The sequence below is a fragment of the Actinotalea sp. JY-7885 genome, assembly GCF_014525465.1.
In the GTDB taxonomy this organism is placed as follows: Bacteria; Actinomycetota; Actinomycetes; order Actinomycetales; family Cellulomonadaceae; genus Actinotalea.
Window position 1 is genome coordinate 1 of sequence record NZ_JACEXH010000078.1, and the last position, 15,707, is coordinate 15,707.

The window sequence follows — 15,707 nt, forward strand, 5'->3', positions numbered from 1 at the left end:
CGAACCCGGAAGCTAAGCCCTTCTGCGCCGATGGTACTGCACGGGAGACTGTGTGGGAGAGTAGGTCGCCGCCGAACATCACTTCACAACGAGGCCGTCCCCTTTTCGGGGACGGCCTCGTTGCGTTACCCAGAATCTGCCGGACATGTGCGCAGCATTCGTGAGTCATACCGCGAGCTGGGGCACGGGTGGGGTGTCGACGTGCGCCAGGAGCGCATCGAGCACTGCCTGGCGGTCGAACTGCGTGGCCCAGGCGCGTGCGCGGGTCTCCCACGCGAGCAACTCGCTCCCGCTGAAGCTGAGCACGTGCTCGAGAGCGGCTGTGATCGACTGGGGCGAGCCGGCGTCGACGAACACCGCGGCGTCGCCGACAGCCTCGGGAATGCCCCCCGTCCTGGTGGTGATGACGGGTCCGCCGCCCGCGAGCATCTTCTCGACCAGGGCGATGCCGAACGTCTCGACGAACTCCGAGCGGGGCTTGCTGGGCAGCGCGTACGCCGCGCATCCGGCCATGAGGTGCGCCTTCTCGGTATCGCCCACGTCGTCGAAGAACACGATCCGTCCCGCCGCGCTCGATGTCTCGGCAAGGCCGTGGAGCCGTGCGGCGTCCGGTCCCGAGCCGGCCACCACAAGACGAGTCGTGCGGGGGATGTCCGCGGCGGCGAACCCCGCGATCAGGTCGTCGACACCCTTGGCGTGCGCGAGGCGGGACAGGAAGAGCACGAACCCGTCCCGGCGAAGCCCGCGGCGTGCGAGGACCCGGTCGGTCTCGTGCGGGTCCAGCGAGAGGTAGGCGGAGGTGTCGATCGCCGGGTAGGAGATCCGCACGCGCTCGCGCAGCTGCGCCGCGAAGGTGGTGCCGTGGCGCGCATCGAGCGCGGTGGCCTCCTCGACGATGAGGTCCCGCGTGTACTGCGAGACCGCCAGGCACACGTCGTGGGCCAGGTAGCTGCTCAGGACGTGGGCCGCGGGGCCGAGGCGGTCCTCCTCCACGCAGGCGCGCACCACGTTGGTCACGTCCGAGCCGACGGCCTCGGCGACCGTGGTCACGTCGACGCGCAGTCCGGTTGCCCGCGCGATGCGGACGGCGTCCGCGACGGCGATCGCGTGCGGGGAGAGGTACAGCGACATCGCTACCGTCGGCACGCCGTCGGTGAAGAGCTCGACGAGCCGCCCGGTCAGGCCGGCGAGGTAACGCCCGTCGGGGACGCGGTAGTCGCCCACCGGGGCGGGTCGCTCGACCGTGATCCCGGGGGAGTACGGCAGGACCAGCTCGAGCGGCTTCAACGGCAGCCCGGCGTCGCGCAGGCGGTCGATCGGCCACGTCACGATCCGGACGTCGTCGAACCCGCGCTCGAGCGCGGCCTCCGCCAGGTTCCTGGCCTCGCCCGAGTGACCGCAGATCACCGGGTCGGCGCGCACGACGATGACCAGCCGTCGCCGCGGCCTGCGCGCCGCGGTCACCGGCGGTGGCCGATCGGTGGCGCCGTCGGGCTCGACGGCGGGCGGGACACGTCCCAGCGGTCGCGCTCCGGTCCGAGCGCGATCGTGAGCCGGCCGCCGCGGTGCAGCTCGCCGCCGCTCAACCAGCTGCGGTCGAGCGGCTCGCCGTCGAGGTGGACCGCCTGGACGTACTGCGCGGGCCCGCCCGGTTCCGGCTCCCGGAAGCCGGTCGTCTCGATCGTGAGCACCGCACCTGGTGTGCCGTCCATGCCACCCACCTCCATCCGGGACTCGCGCCACGCGGGCGCGTTGAGCAGGAAGACGTTCTGGCCAGCGACGGGAAACAGTCCCATGGACGCCCACACGAACCAGGACGACAGGCCGCCGGAGTCGTCGTTACCGGGGAGGCCGCCCCGCCCGGGGCCGAACTGCTGCTGGACGATGTCATGGACGACGTCGGCCGTGCGGTCCGGGCGGCCGGCGTACTGGTACGCCCACGGCGCCTCCATGTCGGGCTCGTTGTTGAGGCCCTCGAAACGGCCGAGGCTGTACCCGGCGAGCATCTCGTCGACGCCGGGCCGGATCCCGGGCTGGATCACGGGGTCGGCACCCACGCCGAAGAAGCGGTCGAGCAGGGCGACGAAGGCGTCGTCGCCCCCGGCGAGCGCGATGCGCGCGGCCATGTCGTGCAGCAGGCGGAACGAGTAGTTCCACCGACCGCCCTCGTAGAAGGTCGAGTCCTGGAGCAGGCCCGTCGAGGGGTCGAAGGCGTTGGGCCACCGAGCGGCCAGGGCGGTGAACTCCTCGGCCAGCGCGGAGTCCCCCACGTGGTCGGCCACGAGAGCCGAGCACCAGTAGCCGAACGCGAGGTCGAGGGTGTGGCTGATGGGGTGCGCCTTCCCCCGCAGGAGGAAGTCCTCGCCGTACATGCGCCGCAGGTCGTTGTGCATGTGCACGAGGGCCCAGTCCCAGTCCATGCCGGGCAGGCCCAGGGCGCACAGGTCCGCCAGGAACGTGTGCGCGAGCGCGCTGCCCTGCCGGGAGAACTGGTCCGCGCCGCGCGCCATGCGGTAGCCGATCGGGAGGTTGCCCTCCTCCTCGCAGATGTGGAGCAGGGCCTGCGCGAGCTCGACGGCGCGGTCGGGCAGCAGCGCCGTCAGCAGCGGGAGCTGCGTCCGGTAGATGTCCCACATGGTCGAGACGTCGAAGGCGAAGGGGCCGGTCGCCGGCCAGAACGGGCTCTCGCCGTAGGCGAGGCACGGCTTGACGAGAGAGTGGTACAGGGCCGTCTCGAACACGGTGGCCCGCTCGGCCGACGGCGCCTCCACGGTCACCCTGTCCAGGTGGGTGGCCCACGTCGCCCTCGTCCGGGCGCGGCGAGCCGCGAAGCTGGACGGCCCCGGACCGCAGTCTCGGTGGAGGTTCTCCCGTGCCTGCTCCACGCCGCGCAGCGAGAAGCCGAAGCGCAGCTCCACGACCTGGCCGGCCGTCGTCGGGCCCGCCCACATCAGGCCGAAGGGGCGCAGCGTCGTGGGGCGGATGTAGTCGAAGTCGAGCCGCGTGCCGCCGGGCATGAGGCGCCGGTCGTACCAGAGCAGCTGGCGCCACGCCGTCGCGTCGCACTCCACGTGGACGGCGAGCGGGGCGCCCTCGACGACGATCTCGCCCTGGGCGACGCCCGGCGCGACCGACTGCAGGTGTGCGCGCAGCGGCACGGTCCGGCCGTGGGGGATCGACAGGCCACCCAGAGACAGGTCGATCACCAGGCGCGCGTCCGGGTGCGCGGGGAAGGTGTAGCGGTGCACGGCGCTCTTGGGGCCGACCGTGAGCTCGCAGCGGATGCCCGAGTCCAACGTCGCCGCGTACCAGCCGGGCTCGGCCTCCTCGTCGTGCAGCTCCCACGTCTCGCCGAGGGCGTCGAGGGGCTGGAGCATCGGCGTCGTGCGGAAGTAGTTGTAGTACTTGCGGATCGCGCCGGTCCCGGACTGCTGGAAGTGGGTGAACCCCGAGGCGACCTGGCGGTCGTGGATCGTCGTCGGCACGCCCTCGGTGGACAGGTCGAAGCGGCCGTAGCCCGTCGGGTACGCGCCCGAGTAGGCGCACGCCGAGACCATCCCGAGCGGATACGTCGCCCCGGGGTGCGTGTTGCCGATCTGGGGCTTGGGCCACCACCACGTCGCGGCCGCCCCGGACTGCGGGGGCAGGGCCGTGACCTCGGTGCCGATGAACGGGTCGACGTTCACGGTGCCTCCGGCGTGGGGCGGTGGCCGACGTCGTCCATGCCCGGACGCTAGGTGCCCTGTGTGTCGCGCGGGTTGCGACACGCTTTCCGGCATGGAACGAACCGACCGTCGGCCGATTCTCAGGACGGCGCCAGGTCGCCGTACCGTTGGGGCATGATCCTCAGCGAAGACCTCCTCCTCCTGCTCACCGACGACGGCTCGGGGCGCACCATGGAGAGCGGGGAGCGGCTCGCGTTCGTCCTGGCCGGCGGGGTGCTGACCGACCTGCTGCTCGCTGGTCGCGTAGCCGTCGCGGCACCGGGGGAGTCGGTCCGCGCCGGTCGCCTCGTCGTCCGGGACGCCACGCCCGTCGGTGACCCGGTGCTCGACGAGGGCCTGCGGCGCCTCGCGTCCACGACGCCGAAGAAGCCGCAGAGCGCGCTCGGCCCGCTGCGGTCCGGGCTGCTCGACGAGCTGCGGGCGCGGCTGGTCGCGCGCGGGATCCTGCGCGTCGAGCAGGGCAAGGTCCTCGGGATCTTCCCCCGGACGTCCTGGCCGGCCGAGGACTCCAGCCACGAGGCCGGCCTGCGGCAACGACTGCGCGATGTCCTCGTCGACGGGCGCCATCCCGACCCGCGCGAGGCGGCTCTGATCGCCCTGCTCCACTCCGTCAACCAGGTCCCGGTCGTCATGGGTGACGTCGGGGTCTCCGTGCGGGACCTGCGCGCGCGCAGCAGCGCGATCGCGCACCAGCACATCGGGGCCGAGGCCGTACGCCGGGCGATCACCGCCTACGAGAACAACTCCGTCGCGGATGGGTTCGGGGTGTTCGTGACCGGAGTCAGCTGACGACCGCCCGGTCGCGCCCGGGGCGGTCCACGAGGACCCACGTGGCGCCGCCCAGAACCACCGCGGCGAGCGCGACCGCCGGCCACGGTCCCAGGGTGTCCGCGAGCAGGTGCGACACCGCGAAGCATGCGCCGCCCACCAGGGCTGTCACCAGGAGCCGCCACCACGGCGTGTGCCGCACCTCGCGCGCGACGCACCACGCGACACCGACGAGAAGGACCACCGCCCCGGCGGCGCGGACGTCCGTGAGCTGAGCGGCGGCGAACCCGGCGACGAGCGCGGCGGCGGCGATGACGGCAGTAGGAAGACGCACGGCGTCAGGCTACGCGCGCCGTCGGGCAGGTCCGGCGCCCAGCGCCGGCCGGAACCTCAGTGCAGGGCGGCCTCGGCGGCACCCTCGGCCCAGCGCCGGAAGCGCACGACCAGACCGGCGCGCGTGGGTGCGCAGCAGTACGGCCCGGCGCCGACGTCGGCGTCGGGCGGGAAGTACGCGACCCGCAGCAGGCGGAACGGCTCGTCGTCGACGCGGGCCCGCAGCGTCACGGCGTCGCCCGCGCGGCTCGCCCGGACCGTCACGGTCCGACCCGACCAGTCGGGCACCGGCGCGACGGACCAGTCGGAGTGCCCGAGCGTCACGACGGCGCCGACCTGAGGCGTGCCGTCCGAGTGCTCGACGCCCGCCTTGACCCAGGCCTCCGGGTCGGCGCGGAGCATGAGCCCGGCCTGGTCGAACTGCTCCGTGAACGCCGCGTCGAAGGTGACCTCGACCGCCCGGCCGCTCGGGAGCGGCGCGAGGAGGGCGTGCGCGTCGTCGTGCACGAAGCCGTAGGACGTGTGCCGCCACGCGTCGCTGCCCTCGGCGGCCTCGACGAGGAGGTCCGTGCCGTCCTCCCACGTCCGGACGGGCGGTGTGGTCCACGCCCCGGCGGACCAGGGGACGACGGTGCTCACGGTGGCTCCTTCGGCGGTGCGGTTCCGGCCGAGGCTAGCGTGTCGGCCATGAGCGCTGACGACGTCGCCCCGGCCGCCCCCAGCGGCCGGCTGGCCTTCGCGTGGGCCCTGGGGAGCGTGGTCGTCGCGGTGTTCCTGGCGGTCGGCGTCGGGCTGGTGGTCGGGCTCGTCATGAGGGCTCTCGTCACCGACGCCGAGACGGACGGCTGGGCGGGCCTCGCGGCCGTCGTCGTCGGCGTGGTGGTGGGCGTCGGCGCCGGCGTGCTCGCGTGGGTGGTCGGGCTGGTCGTGGCGGCGCGGAGGCTGTTCCCGCGGGGGCGGCGGCTCGCCGTCGTGCTGCTGACGATGGCGGTCACGCTCGTCGGGTCCGTGGTGGCGGTCGCGCTGCTCGGGATGGTCGGTGCGGGTGGTGCGGTGACCGGCGGTGAGAACCAGGTCGGTGCGATCGTCGTCGTCGCGGCGCTGGCGGCCGGGGTCTACCCGTGGTGGGCACGCCGCGTCGGGCGGAGCGTGTCCCATGCCCTGGACGTCCGCCCGGCCCCGTAGGCGGAGTTGTCCACAGGGGTGCCCCCTCACTGTCGGGCGGTGTCCGATTTCGGTAGAACTGGGCCTCACGCCGGCGGCGAGGGGGAGACATGGCGCAGCTCGAGGTGGACTGGGAGGCGTTGGAGCACGCCGGCAAGCGGCTGCTCGGCTGCGCGGACGACGTCGCGCCGGAGCTCGCGCCACGGATCGTGCGGACCTCCGCGTACGGGCACGCCGGGCTCGCCGCCGCCGCGACGGCGCTGCGGGACGCGCTGGGTGACCAGACGGTGCGGGCGCAGCTCGCGCTGACCGGCCTCGGGGACGGGCTGCGGAGCTCGGCGCGCGAGTACAGCGAGGCCGACGTGCGCGCCGCCGTCACGCGGGTCGCGATGTACGTGTCGTGAGCGCGGGTGCGCGGTTCGGCAGCGCAGCGGCGTTGCGCGAGGACGCTGCCCGGTTGCGCGAGCGGGGCGAGGCGGCTGACCGCATCGCGGGCGTGGTGCGCCGGACGGACGTCGGATGGTGGACGGGGGAAGCGTCCGACGCCTTCGCGGAGGCCATGGCCGGGGTCTGCCGCCGACTCATGTGCGCGGCTGACGACTCGAGCGCTGCCGCGGAGGCGCTCGAGCGCCATGCCGACACGATCGCCTGGGCCGAGGCGCGCGCGGGGAGCCAGGCGGCGGTGGGTGCCGCGGCGACCGAGGTTCTGCTGCAGGACCTGCGGGATGCGGTGGCGGAATCGGCTCAGCGGTCGGCCGGGGCCCTGCGGCGCATCACCGAGGACATCGATCCGATGCCGGACGTCTGGGACGTCATCGCGCTCAACCGGGACCAGTACTGGCGGGGAGTCGGCGAGGGCGTCGTCGGCATGCTCCAGATGGCGTGGGACACGAACCCCGCGCGCATGGTCCTCGACCCGACCGGGTACTACGGCGACGGCGCTGCGGCGGCGATGTACGTCTGGAACGGGTTGCGGGAGGATCCCGTCGGGCTGGCGAAGGACGTGACGGACTACGACACCTGGCGCACGGAGCCCGTCCGGGCCGGCGGGCGCTTGATGCCGGAGGCGCTGATGGCGGCGGCAACCGGGGGCGCGGGAGCGGCTGGTTCGATCGGACGGCGCGGTGTGTCTTCGGCCGCCGTTAAGGCACGGGGTCGCGGCTATCGCTCGGATATCCGCGCCCTGCTCGCGAGTGCCGCTGAGGCGGGCCATACGGTGGCGCGCCAGAGGACACCTGGTTGGATGACGCCTGATGGTTGGCCGGTTCCCGCATGGCTCGCTGACGCTGCGCAGCGGATCCCGGAGAGCTGGGGACCCGCCGCGACCAACTCGCGCGGTGTCGGCTTCCGGTGGTTCTCCGAGGATCTCGTCTCGCATGGCGTACGGATCGATGAGGGGAATGCTCTTCATGCGTTTGAAACGCAGCACGTTGCTCACGTGGTCGTGCGCCGGGACGGCAGATTGATCGGACGCGACGGGGTACCGATTTCGGGTTCGTTGGATGCTCGTTTCGACATGGGCCACATTCCCCTCACCGAGTGGATGACGTGGCGGGAGTGGGGGCAGCTTTGAGCACCTTGAGATACCCGGCCATGCGGCTCGAAGGGCTGGCCGCGCTGCGCGCACTGGCCGACGGTGACACGCAGGACGCGCGATGGGTCCAGGGCGAGCCCATGCCGAACGGGTTCCGTGACAGCCTGGCTTTCCGGCTGGACCAGCTCTTCGAGATGTCGATGCTGCTGCCGCATCCGGAAGCGATGGTGGGTGTGACCGTGTTCGCGGACGAGGTCGCGGTGCTCGGCCACCTCGGCGCGTGCCTGCAGGCCGTGCTGGACGAGACTGATGAAGCGGAGCCCAGCGAGGTTCTCGGTCACGGCGTCTGGCCCGACGTGGTGAAGGCGGCTGGGGATGCGGTAGACCGCCTGGTGAGGAACGGCGGCTTTCCCGATGAGCCCTGACGCCGGCCGGCACGCGAGCCCCGGACCTGAGCAGCTGCACTCCACCGACCGCGTGCCGGTCGCCGAGGCGGACGCCGGGATGCTCCCGACGCCGGAGGACTCGAAGCGTGCGCCGGTCTGGGAGAACTACGTCGTCGCGCAGGCCTCGCAGGCGGCGCTGGGGCTCATTCCGGTCCACGCTCTCGCGGTCGGTGTCGTGGTGGAGCGGTACGACATCCGCCTCCACGTCCAGCTCCGTGAACGCAACGATGGCGACGTCGCAGACATGGCCGAGATCGTCTTCGAGCTCGAGCTGCTGCTGGGCCGCGAGGCTCGCGTCGAGCTGGTCGGCGAGGTGCTCGACGCTCCCGAGCTCGGCACCCGACCGGCTGTGGTCTGGTTCTACGCGGCGCGCGGCTACTGAGTGATCACCGGAAGGGACTCATGGGATGCCCAACCCGACGCCATTGGTTGACCGACTCCTCGCCGAAGGGCTCGATGACTGGCTCGACGCGGGGTGGATCTCCTCCGAAGCACGTCGCGCCGGTGCCACTCTTCCCGCGGACATCCGCACGATGGCGCTGGGTGCCGTGGCGGAGCTGCTGTTCCGCGGCCTCGCCGAGGCGGGCGACGTGACACCGGAGGGCTTCGTGCCCTGGGGGACCAGCCCTGCGGTGTCGTTCGAGCGCATCCTGTCCGAGCTGGATCGCATACCGCCGGGCGAGGAACGACCGGGCGACGTCTTCTGGCTGAATCTCCACGCCTCGGGTGAGGAGCGGGGCCGGACCGCACGTGACGGGATGCCGCGCGCGTCGGACCACGTCTCATCCTGTCCCGAGAGGGAGGTCCGGGGCCCCATGACGAGCGTTGAGCTCCCATGGCTGAGGTACGAGATCGCTTCCGCGGTCAGCCAGCTTGCGGATACCAGGTACCAGAAGGAGCGGTGGCTGGATCCGCCCGTGGCACCGGGTCAGCGGCGGCTTGAGCTCCAGACCGTCATTCGCTGGCTCGTCGAGGACACGAGCGCGCTCGAGGCGCCTGAGGAGCTGGCTGGAGCCATGCTGTACCCGGACGAGGTACCTGCGCTCCGGGCGCTCGGGAAGGCGTTCTTGCCACTCGTCCTCCGCTACGAGGATGCCTCCGACCACACCTATCTCGCTGATCCGAGTTGGCCGGAGGTTGTGGCTGCCGCTGCAACCGCACGGGACTGCCTCGAGGCGAACGGGGCGCCACCCGTAGAGGTCTAGGCCGCACCTCGGGACGGGACACTCGAGCGTTAGCCCCGGTTCGGGTCGACGAATCTCTGGTGCTCGGGGATCCACGCGCTGGGTCAAGCCTCGGGTGCCTCCATGGGCGTCAGGACGAAGACCGGGATGAGGCGGCTGGTCTTGGTCTGGTACTCGGCGTAGTCGGGCCAGACCTCGACGGCGCGGGCCCACCACTCGTCGCGCTCGGCGCCCGTGGCCTCGTGCGCGTGGTAGTCCTTGCGGACGGCGCCGTCCTGCAGCTCGACGTGCGGGTTCGCGACGAGGTTGTGGTACCAGGTCGGGTGCTCCGGGGCGCCGCCCTTCGAGGCGACCACGGCGTACTCGCCGTCGTGCTCGACGCGCATGAGGGGCGTCTTGCGGAGCTTGCCGCTCTTCGCGCCGACCGAGGTCAGCAGGATGATCGGGACGCCGCGCAGGGTGTTCGCCTCGCGGCCGTCCGTGGCCTCGAACGTCTCGGCCTGCGTGCGGGCCCACTCGGACGGGGACGGTGCGTACTCTCCGGTCAGCGGCATACCTCAGCCAACCACGCCGTGCCGTCGGCGCATCCCGAGTCCGTGCGACGTCCACGTGGACTGTGCCTCCCGCTGGCCGGGAGGCGAATGCCACGATCCGAGGTCCTCGGGTCAGCCCAGCGATGACAGGGCGGCGAGGAGCAGGCCGCCGACGACGGGCGCGCACACGAGGACTGCGAGGAACGCCACCAGGGCCGATGCCGCCGGCGAGAGCCCTGGCTCGTGGTGCCCTGCGGCGGGATGGCGCACCACGGGGACCAGCGGTGTCGCGCTGCGCTGGGCGCGGTCGGGTCGGGGAGGCGTCCGGCCGAGCAGACCGTCGAGGTACCTGGCGATGTCCGCTACTTCGGCCGCCGTCAGGCGCGCCGGCAGGGAGCGCAGCTGTGCCGCCAGGTGCTCGAGGCCGACGACGGTCACGCCGTGGTCAGCCATGGTCGACGGCATGCGATGGCCGACGAGGCAGATGACCGAGCGTGCCAGGACGCGATGGGCGGGCATGAGCAGCGCCGCCACCTCGGCCGTTGCAGCCGCGACACCCTCGAGTGCGTCGCTCCGTCGGTACCCGTTCTGCCGCAGCGTGCCGCCGCGGACCGTGACCTCGCCGCTCCACTTCTTGGCGTCGACGACGACGACGCCACCCGGGCCGATCACGATGTGGTCGATGTTGGCCCTGGTGCGACCTGGCCACCGAACGTCGTGCAGCGCGACCCAGCCGTGGACCTCGAGGGCGACCAGGGCGCGCGCGACCCGGCGCTCGCCGTCGGCCCCGGAGGCCCAGGCATCGTGCTGGCGAGCGGCTCGCTCGGCTGCCGCACGGATCTCTCCCGTCGGGTCGCCGGTGCGGTGCTGCTCGGCGCGCAGCCGGTCGACGCGTCTGGCATGGCGCGATGCCTCGCGTTCAGCACCTTCCCCTGCGGCCACGGCGCCTCCCTGTTCGTGCCCAGGAGATCGGCGCCCGCACCGCCCCGCTTGAGATCCGAGAACGGCGCAAGCGGGTGATCGTGGACAACGGCTACCGCGGGACGGGAGTAGAAGTCAGCGCCGCGCGGGTTCGGCTCTCGGGCCGGCACGGCCGCGGGGACCGGTGCTACCGGTGCGGGGGAGTGGGTTCCGCGAAACGTGCGCGCGGGGTGAGCCGGGCGGGCACGTGAGCGCGCCGCGGTCAGAAGCGGGACGGGTCGCCGGCGCCCTCCCGGACGACCTGGGGGTAGCCCTCGGACCAGTCGACGACGGTCGTCGGCTCGGTGCCGCAGTCGCCCGCGTCCACGACGGCGTCGATGACGTGGTCGAGCTCTTCCTTGATCGACCATCCCTCGGTCAGCGGGTCCTCGTGGTCGGGCAGCAGCAGCGTGCTCGAGAGCAGCGGCTCGCCGAGCTCACGCACGAGCGCCAGGGCAACGGGGTGGGCCGGGATGCGCACGCCGACCGTCTTCTTCTTGGGGTGCGCGAGGCGCCGCGGCACCTCCTTCGTCGCCGGGAGGATGAAGGTGTACGCGCCCGGCGTCGCCGCCTTGATCGCGCGGAACGCCGAGTTGTCGAGGATGACGAACTGGCCGAGCTGGGCGAAGTCCGCGCACACGAGCGTGAAGTGGTGCTTGTCGTTCAGCCCGCGGATCCGGCGGATGCGGTCGGCGCCCGTGGGGCTGTCCAGGCGCGCGCCCAGGGCGTAGCAGGAGTCCGTCGGGTAGGCGATGAGCGCGTCCTGGTCGCGCAGCATGGCGGTGACCTGACCGATGCTCCGGGGCTGCGGGTCCTGCGGGTGGACGTCGAAGTAGCGCGCCACGGGTCCTCCCTGGGTCGACGGTGCCACCGTACCCCGCACGCGTGCGGCACGATCGGCCGGACGGTGCCGCCGCGGCCCGCCCCGACGACGAGGAGCGACCATGTCCCACGCGCGCCGCCGTGCGCTCGCCGTCGCGGCGGTCGGCGTCGTCGCCGCGGGGCTCGTGGTCTCGCGCGGGCACGGGCTCGCCGCGGACCTCGGCGGGGGCGCCCTCTACGCCGCACTCCTCTACGTGCTCGTCGCGCTCGCGGTGCCGCGTGCCCGGTCGTGGCGCGTGGGCCTGGCCGCGCTGGCCCTGAGCGTCGCCGTCGAGCTGCTGCAGCTCACCGACCTCCCGCGCGACGTCGTCGCGCAGGTGCCCGTCGCGCGCTACGTGCTGGGCACGACGTTCGTCGCGACCGACCTGCTCGCGTACGCGGTCGGCGCCGCTCTGGCGACGGCGGCCGACGTCGTGCTGCGACGGCGCGTGGGCGCCCTCAGCGGGCGCGACCGCCGCCCCGCCTGAGCAGCGCGACCAGGAAGTCGGAGTCCGGCTCGAGCGGGCGCAGGTCCCACGTGCCCAGCGCGACGTCGAGCGTGAGGCCGGCCGCGCGCGCGTCGTCGAAGAACTGGCCGAACGCGTAGCCGCGGCCGGCGCCGAAGCCGACGACGAGCCGCCCGTCGGGCGCCAGCACGGCGCCGAGCCGCCGCAGGACCTCCACCTCGGTGCCCGGGGCGACGAACGTCATGACGTTGCCCGCGCACACGACGGCGTCGAACGGCTCGGTGATGCCGTGCGCGGCGAGGTCGAGCTCGGCGAGGTCCCCGACGAGCCAGCGCCCCTGGGGGTGGTCCGCCTCGGCCGCCTCGACCAGCACGGGGTCGACGTCGACGCCGACCACGGTGTGCCCGCGCCGCGCGAGCTCGCCCCCGACGCGGCCCGGCCCGCAGCCGGCGTCGAGCACCCGCGCGCCGCGCCGGACCATCGCGTCGACCAGCCGCGCCTCGCCGTGCAGGTCCGCGCCGTCGGCGGCCATCTGCCGGAAGCGCTCGACGTACCAGTGCGAGTGCTGGGGGTCGGACCGGACTTTGGCTTCCCACCGGGTCGGCTGTCGCATGACCCGACCGTACGGCCTCGCGGCCCGGACTCAGGCGTCGGGTGCGTGGTGGTCGAAGTTCGCCTCGCCGCGGCGCCAGTAGCCGGTCATCGCGAACGAGTCGCGGTCGACGCCGACCGCCGCCAGGTGGCCGCGGATCGCGCGGACCGCCGCGACCTCGCCGGCGGCCCAGGCCCACAGGGTGCCGGCCGGCCGCGTCAGGAGCGCCGCCCCGACGGCGTCCGGCAGGAGCGTCGTCGTGCCCGGCTCGGCGCCGTCGCGGTGCAGCCACGTGACCACCGTGCCGGCGCGGTCGGGGAGGTCGAGCTCCTCGCCGGGCCCGCCGACCTCGACGAACGCGCGCACGGAGGCCGACGGCGGCAGGCGGTCGAGCCAGTTGAGGAGCGCGGGCACGCCCGTCTCGTCCGCCGCGAGCAGGTACGTGTCGCGGTCCAGCGGCATGAGCATGGAGCCCCGCGGCCCGAGGGTGCCGAGGACCTGGCCCGGCTCGGCCTGCGCGGCCCAGCGGCCCGCCGGTCCGTGCTCGTGCACGACCATGTCGACGATCAGCTCCTCGCTGCCCGCCGCGACGGTCCGCACCGTGTAGTCGCGGCACACGAGCCCGGGGTCGTCCCGGTTGGTCCAGCGGCCGTCCTCGAGCACGGGGAGCGTCACCTCGGCGCCCGGCTCCTCGGGGAAGAAGACCTTGAGGTGGTCGGCCGGGCCGTGCGCCTCGAAGCCGGCCAGGTCGGGGCCGCCGAGCGCGATGCGGCGCATCGTCGGGCTGAGCTCGGCGACCCGGCGCACGACGAGGCGGCGCGCAGCCATCGGCAGCCGCACACGTCGCACGACCTGGGGGGTCGACAGGGCGGTGGGGGTGGCGGTCATCGCGGCTCCGTCCGAGCGGATTGCAGAAGTGGTCGGAGGTTAGGCTAACCTCACTCCGCCCGGCCAGGTTAGGCCACCCTCACGCCAGTCCGATCGGAGTCCCATGACCTCGCAGCGTCACCCGCGAGCCCGCCGCGCCGGCCTCGCCCTCACCCTCGTGTCCGCCTTCGCCCTGACGGCGTGCGCGGGCGACGCCCAGGACGTCGAGCCCGCCGCCGACGCCGCCGTGACGGCGCAGGAGGCGCCGAGCGAGGTCACCGTGACGCACGCGCAGGGCGAGACCACCGTCCCGGTGAACCCGGAGACCGTGCTGACCTTCGACCTCGCGACGCTCGACACGCTCAGCGAGCTCGGCGTCGAGGTCGACGGCCTGCCGAAGTCCAACCTTCCCGGCCACCTCGCCGAGTTCGACACCGACGACGTGCTCGACATCGGCACGCTCTTCGAGCCCGACTACGAGGCGGTCAACGCGGCCGAGCCGGACCTCATCATCGTCGCCGGCCGCTCCGCGGAGGCCCTGCCCGAGCTCGAGAAGATCGCGCCGACGATCGACCTGTCCAACGACTGGGCGGACTTCCGCGGCAGCGTCGAGGCCAACGCCGAGATCCTCGGCCAGGTCTTCGACAAGGAGGACGAGGTCGCGGAGCTGGTCGCCGACCTCGACGCCGACATCGAGGCGGCCCGGGAGGTCACGGCGGAGGCCGGCACCGGCCTCATCGTCATGACGGCGGGCGGCGAGGTCACGGCCTACGGCCCCGGCTCGCGCTTCGGCTTCCTGCACGACGAGCTCGGCATGACCCCCGCGATCGAGGACGTCGAGGCGGCGACGCACGGCGAGGCCGTGAGCTTCGAGTTCCTCGCCGAGGCGAACCCCGACTGGCTGGTCGTCATCGACCGCGACGCCGCCGTGGGCGAGTCCGGTGCCGCGGCCGAGCAGGTGCTCGACAACGAGCTCGTCGCCGGCACGACGGCGTGGTCGCAGGACCAGGTCGTCTACGTCGACTCGGTCGACTGGTACATCGTCAACGGCGGTCTCGGCACGCTCTCGCGCATGGTCGACGAGATCTCCACCGCGCTCGCCGGCTGACATGACTCTCGCGCCGGCCCGACCGACGGCGACCCCGGTGACGGCCCGGCCGGTGCGTCCGGCGGCCACCCCTGCCCGGGGCGGCCGCCGGACGCTGTTCGCCGCGGTCGCCACGGCGGTGGCCGTGCTGTCGGTCGTCAGCCTCTTCGTGGGCGTCACGGACGTCACGCCCGCCGGCGTCCTCGCCGCCCTGACCGGGGCCGACGACGGTGCGGCCGGGCTCAGCGACGCCGGCGTGCTCCTGGTCTCGCGCCTGCCGCGCACCCTCGCGGTGCTGCTCGCGGGCTCCGCGATGGCCGTCGCGGGGATGCTCATGCAGGTCCTCGTGCGGAACCGCTTCGTGGAGCCGTCGACGGCGGGCACGGTGGAGTCCGCCGTGCTCGGCATCCTGGTGGTGACGATCATGGCGCCCGGGGCCCCGCTCATGGGCAAGATGGGCGTGGCCGCGGTGTTCGCGCTCGCGGGCACGGCGCTGTTCCTGCGGATCCTGCGCGCCGTGCCGCTGCGGTCGGTGCTCGTGGTCCCGCTCATCGGGCTCATGCTCGGCGGTGTCATCAGCGCCGCGACGACCTTCGTGGCGTACCGGCTGGACCTGCTGCAGTCGCTCGGCGCGTGGACCACCGGCGACTTCTCGGGCGTCCTGCGCGGCCGGTACGAGCTGCTGTGGCTCACGTTCGTCCTCACCATCGTGGCGTACCTGGCCGCGGACCGGTTCACGGTCGCCGGCATGGGCCGCGAGGTCGCCACGACCCTGGGGCTCGGCTACCGCGGGGTGCTCAACCTCGGCCTGGTGATCGTCTCCCTGGTCAGCGCGGTCGTCGTCGTCACCGTCGGCGTCGTGCCGTTCCTCGGCCTGGTCGTGCCCAACGTCGTCTCGCGCCTGCTGGGCGACGACGTCCGGCGCACGGCGCCCTGGGTGGCGCTGCTCGGCGCCGGGCTCGTGCTGGTGTGCGACCTGATCGGTCGCGTCGTGCGCTACCCGTACGAGGTGCCGGTCGGCGTCGTCGTCGGGGTCGTGGGCAGCGTGCTCTTCCTGTACCTCCTGCTGCGGAGGGACGCGCGTGTCGCCTGACCTCACGTCGCCCGGCACCGCCGCGCCGGCGCCGGCCACGGCCCCGCCCGCGCGGACGACGTCGTCGGCGGCCGACCGCCGCGCGCGCCGCGT

19 protein-coding genes and 1 rRNA gene are annotated in these 15,707 nt (G+C 73.3%); 11 read left to right on the plus strand and 9 right to left on the minus strand.

The features are described 5' to 3' along the window. Window positions 1-77, plus strand: a 5S ribosomal RNA gene (rrf, locus tag IDM29_RS08955); the annotation flags it as partial. An 88-nt stretch (window positions 78-165) separates the two neighbouring features. Here the strand turns inward: rrf and IDM29_RS08960 are convergent. Both IDM29_RS08960 and IDM29_RS08965 read right to left on the minus strand, forming a co-directional pair. Further along, window positions 166-1,422, minus strand: a complete 1,257-nt coding sequence (locus tag IDM29_RS08960; protein ID WP_255491711.1) for a glycosyltransferase — start codon at window positions 1,420-1,422, stop codon at window positions 166-168. A 38-nt stretch (window positions 1,423-1,460) separates the two neighbouring features. Beyond that, the gene (locus IDM29_RS08965) at window positions 1,461-3,686 is read right to left on the minus strand and encodes a glycoside hydrolase domain-containing protein (RefSeq protein WP_255491712.1); all 2,226 of its coding nucleotides are present in this window, start codon (window positions 3,684-3,686) and stop codon (window positions 1,461-1,463) included. A gap of 153 nt (window positions 3,687-3,839) precedes the next feature. On the opposite strand from IDM29_RS08965, the gene IDM29_RS08970 reads away from it, so the two are divergent. Beyond that, window positions 3,840-4,514 carry a GPP34 family phosphoprotein gene (locus IDM29_RS08970; protein WP_182112700.1) on the plus strand — a complete coding sequence of 225 codons (675 nt, stop codon included), beginning with the start codon at window positions 3,840-3,842 and terminating at the stop codon, window positions 4,512-4,514. On the opposite strand, the gene IDM29_RS08975 is transcribed toward IDM29_RS08970, so the two are convergent. Together IDM29_RS08975 and IDM29_RS17300 are read right to left on the minus strand one after the other, a co-directional pair. Further along, the gene (locus IDM29_RS08975) at window positions 4,507-4,827 is read right to left on the minus strand and encodes a hypothetical protein (protein WP_182112701.1); all 321 of its coding nucleotides are present in this window, start codon (window positions 4,825-4,827) and stop codon (window positions 4,507-4,509) included. The two genes, IDM29_RS08970 and IDM29_RS08975, sit on opposite strands and share 8 nt — an antisense overlap. A 56-nt stretch (window positions 4,828-4,883) precedes the next feature. Next, window positions 4,884-5,465: a DUF1349 domain-containing protein gene (locus IDM29_RS17300; protein WP_182112702.1), complete on the minus strand. Its 582-nt coding sequence runs from the start codon at window positions 5,463-5,465 to the stop codon at window positions 4,884-4,886. A 48-nt stretch (window positions 5,466-5,513) separates the two neighbouring features. On the opposite strand from IDM29_RS17300, the gene IDM29_RS17305 reads away from it, so the two are divergent. The 6 genes from IDM29_RS17305 (at window position 5,514) to IDM29_RS09010 (ending at window position 9,175) form a co-directional block, all read left to right on the plus strand. After that, window positions 5,514-6,011, plus strand: coding sequence for a hypothetical protein (locus IDM29_RS17305; protein ID WP_182112703.1), 498 nt, complete (start codon window positions 5,514-5,516; stop codon window positions 6,009-6,011). An 89-nt stretch (window positions 6,012-6,100) separates the two neighbouring features. Then, entirely contained in the window at window positions 6,101-6,394 is a 294-nt protein-coding gene (locus IDM29_RS08990) for a hypothetical protein (RefSeq protein ID WP_182112704.1), read from the plus strand. Beyond that, window positions 6,391-7,563 (plus strand): putative T7SS-secreted protein, encoded by a 1,173-nt coding sequence (locus IDM29_RS08995; RefSeq protein WP_182112705.1) that lies wholly within the window; start codon window positions 6,391-6,393, stop codon window positions 7,561-7,563. Before IDM29_RS08990 ends, IDM29_RS08995 begins: the two co-directional genes overlap by 4 nt. A gap of 20 nt (window positions 7,564-7,583) precedes the next feature. Next, on the plus strand, window positions 7,584-7,949 hold the full coding sequence (locus tag IDM29_RS09000; RefSeq protein WP_182112706.1) for a hypothetical protein: 366 nt from the start codon (window positions 7,584-7,586) through the stop codon (window positions 7,947-7,949). Then, on the plus strand, window positions 7,939-8,352 hold the full coding sequence (locus tag IDM29_RS09005) for a hypothetical protein (RefSeq protein ID WP_182112707.1): 414 nt from the start codon (window positions 7,939-7,941) through the stop codon (window positions 8,350-8,352). The genes IDM29_RS09000 and IDM29_RS09005 overlap by 11 nt, the downstream gene beginning before the upstream one ends. Window positions 8,353-8,377: 25 nt before the next feature. Next, complete coding sequence (locus IDM29_RS09010; protein ID WP_182112708.1) at window positions 8,378-9,175, plus strand: hypothetical protein; 798 nt, start codon at window positions 8,378-8,380, stop codon at window positions 9,173-9,175. Between the two features lie 83 nt (window positions 9,176-9,258). Here the strand turns inward: IDM29_RS09010 and IDM29_RS09015 are convergent, their stop codons facing one another. The 3 genes from IDM29_RS09015 to IDM29_RS09025 form a co-directional block, all read right to left on the minus strand. Further along, window positions 9,259-9,708 carry a nitroreductase family deazaflavin-dependent oxidoreductase gene (locus tag IDM29_RS09015; RefSeq protein WP_182112709.1) on the minus strand — a complete coding sequence of 150 codons (450 nt, stop codon included), beginning with the start codon at window positions 9,706-9,708 and terminating at the stop codon, window positions 9,259-9,261. A 111-nt stretch (window positions 9,709-9,819) separates the two neighbouring features. Next, a complete protein-coding gene (locus tag IDM29_RS09020) occupies window positions 9,820-10,629 on the minus strand; it encodes a nuclease-related domain-containing protein (RefSeq protein WP_182112710.1) in 810 nt (269 codons plus the stop codon). A 241-nt stretch (window positions 10,630-10,870) separates the two neighbouring features. Next, a complete protein-coding gene (locus IDM29_RS09025) occupies window positions 10,871-11,491 on the minus strand; it encodes an L-threonylcarbamoyladenylate synthase (RefSeq protein ID WP_182112711.1) in 621 nt (206 codons plus the stop codon). Between the two features lie 100 nt (window positions 11,492-11,591). Here IDM29_RS09025 and IDM29_RS09030 point away from each other — a divergent pair, with 100 nt between their 5' ends. Continuing rightward, the gene (locus tag IDM29_RS09030; protein WP_182112712.1) at window positions 11,592-11,996 is read left to right on the plus strand and encodes a DUF2809 domain-containing protein; all 405 of its coding nucleotides are present in this window, start codon (window positions 11,592-11,594) and stop codon (window positions 11,994-11,996) included. On the opposite strand, the gene IDM29_RS09035 is transcribed toward IDM29_RS09030, so the two are convergent. Both IDM29_RS09035 and IDM29_RS09040 read right to left on the minus strand, forming a co-directional pair. Then, a complete protein-coding gene (locus IDM29_RS09035) occupies window positions 11,968-12,588 on the minus strand; it encodes a bifunctional 2-polyprenyl-6-hydroxyphenol methylase/3-demethylubiquinol 3-O-methyltransferase UbiG (protein WP_182112713.1) in 621 nt (206 codons plus the stop codon). The two genes, IDM29_RS09030 and IDM29_RS09035, sit on opposite strands and share 29 nt — an antisense overlap. 30 nt (window positions 12,589-12,618) lie before the next feature. After that, window positions 12,619-13,455, minus strand: coding sequence for a siderophore-interacting protein (locus IDM29_RS09040; protein WP_182112714.1), 837 nt, complete (start codon window positions 13,453-13,455; stop codon window positions 12,619-12,621). A gap of 103 nt (window positions 13,456-13,558) precedes the next feature. On the opposite strand from IDM29_RS09040, the gene IDM29_RS09045 reads away from it, so the two are divergent. Beyond that, the gene (locus IDM29_RS09045; protein WP_182112715.1) at window positions 13,559-14,542 is read left to right on the plus strand and encodes a siderophore ABC transporter substrate-binding protein; all 984 of its coding nucleotides are present in this window, start codon (window positions 13,559-13,561) and stop codon (window positions 14,540-14,542) included. A 1-nt stretch (window position 14,543) separates the two neighbouring features. Then, complete coding sequence (locus tag IDM29_RS09050) at window positions 14,544-15,614, plus strand: ABC transporter permease (protein WP_182112716.1); 1,071 nt, start codon at window positions 14,544-14,546, stop codon at window positions 15,612-15,614. Window positions 15,615-15,707 lie beyond the last annotated feature (93 nt).

Bases quoted from the DNA above. Each gene is read 5' to 3' on its own strand.
- IDM29_RS08970 (WP_182112700.1), top strand. From the start codon at position 3,840: ATGATCCTCAGCGAAGACCTCCTCCTCCTGCTCACCGACGACGGCTCG.
- IDM29_RS17305 (WP_182112703.1), top strand. From the start codon at position 5,514: ATGAGCGCTGACGACGTCGCCCCGGCCGCCCCCAGCGGCCGGCTGGCC.
- IDM29_RS08990 (WP_182112704.1), top strand. From the start codon at position 6,101: ATGGCGCAGCTCGAGGTGGACTGGGAGGCGTTGGAGCACGCCGGCAAG.
- IDM29_RS09000 (WP_182112706.1), top strand. From the start codon at position 7,584: ATGCGGCTCGAAGGGCTGGCCGCGCTGCGCGCACTGGCCGACGGTGAC.
- IDM29_RS09005 (WP_182112707.1), top strand. From the start codon at position 7,939: ATGAGCCCTGACGCCGGCCGGCACGCGAGCCCCGGACCTGAGCAGCTG.
- IDM29_RS09010 (WP_182112708.1), top strand. From the start codon at position 8,378: ATGCCCAACCCGACGCCATTGGTTGACCGACTCCTCGCCGAAGGGCTC.
- IDM29_RS09015 (WP_182112709.1), bottom strand. From the start codon at position 9,708: ATGCCGCTGACCGGAGAGTACGCACCGTCCCCGTCCGAGTGGGCCCGC.
- IDM29_RS09030 (WP_182112712.1), top strand. From the start codon at position 11,592: ATGTCCCACGCGCGCCGCCGTGCGCTCGCCGTCGCGGCGGTCGGCGTC.
- IDM29_RS09035 (WP_182112713.1), bottom strand. From the start codon at position 12,588: ATGCGACAGCCGACCCGGTGGGAAGCCAAAGTCCGGTCCGACCCCCAG.
- IDM29_RS09040 (WP_182112714.1), bottom strand. From the start codon at position 13,455: ATGACCGCCACCCCCACCGCCCTGTCGACCCCCCAGGTCGTGCGACGT.
- IDM29_RS09045 (WP_182112715.1), top strand. From the start codon at position 13,559: ATGACCTCGCAGCGTCACCCGCGAGCCCGCCGCGCCGGCCTCGCCCTC.
- IDM29_RS09050 (WP_182112716.1), top strand. From the start codon at position 14,544: ATGACTCTCGCGCCGGCCCGACCGACGGCGACCCCGGTGACGGCCCGG.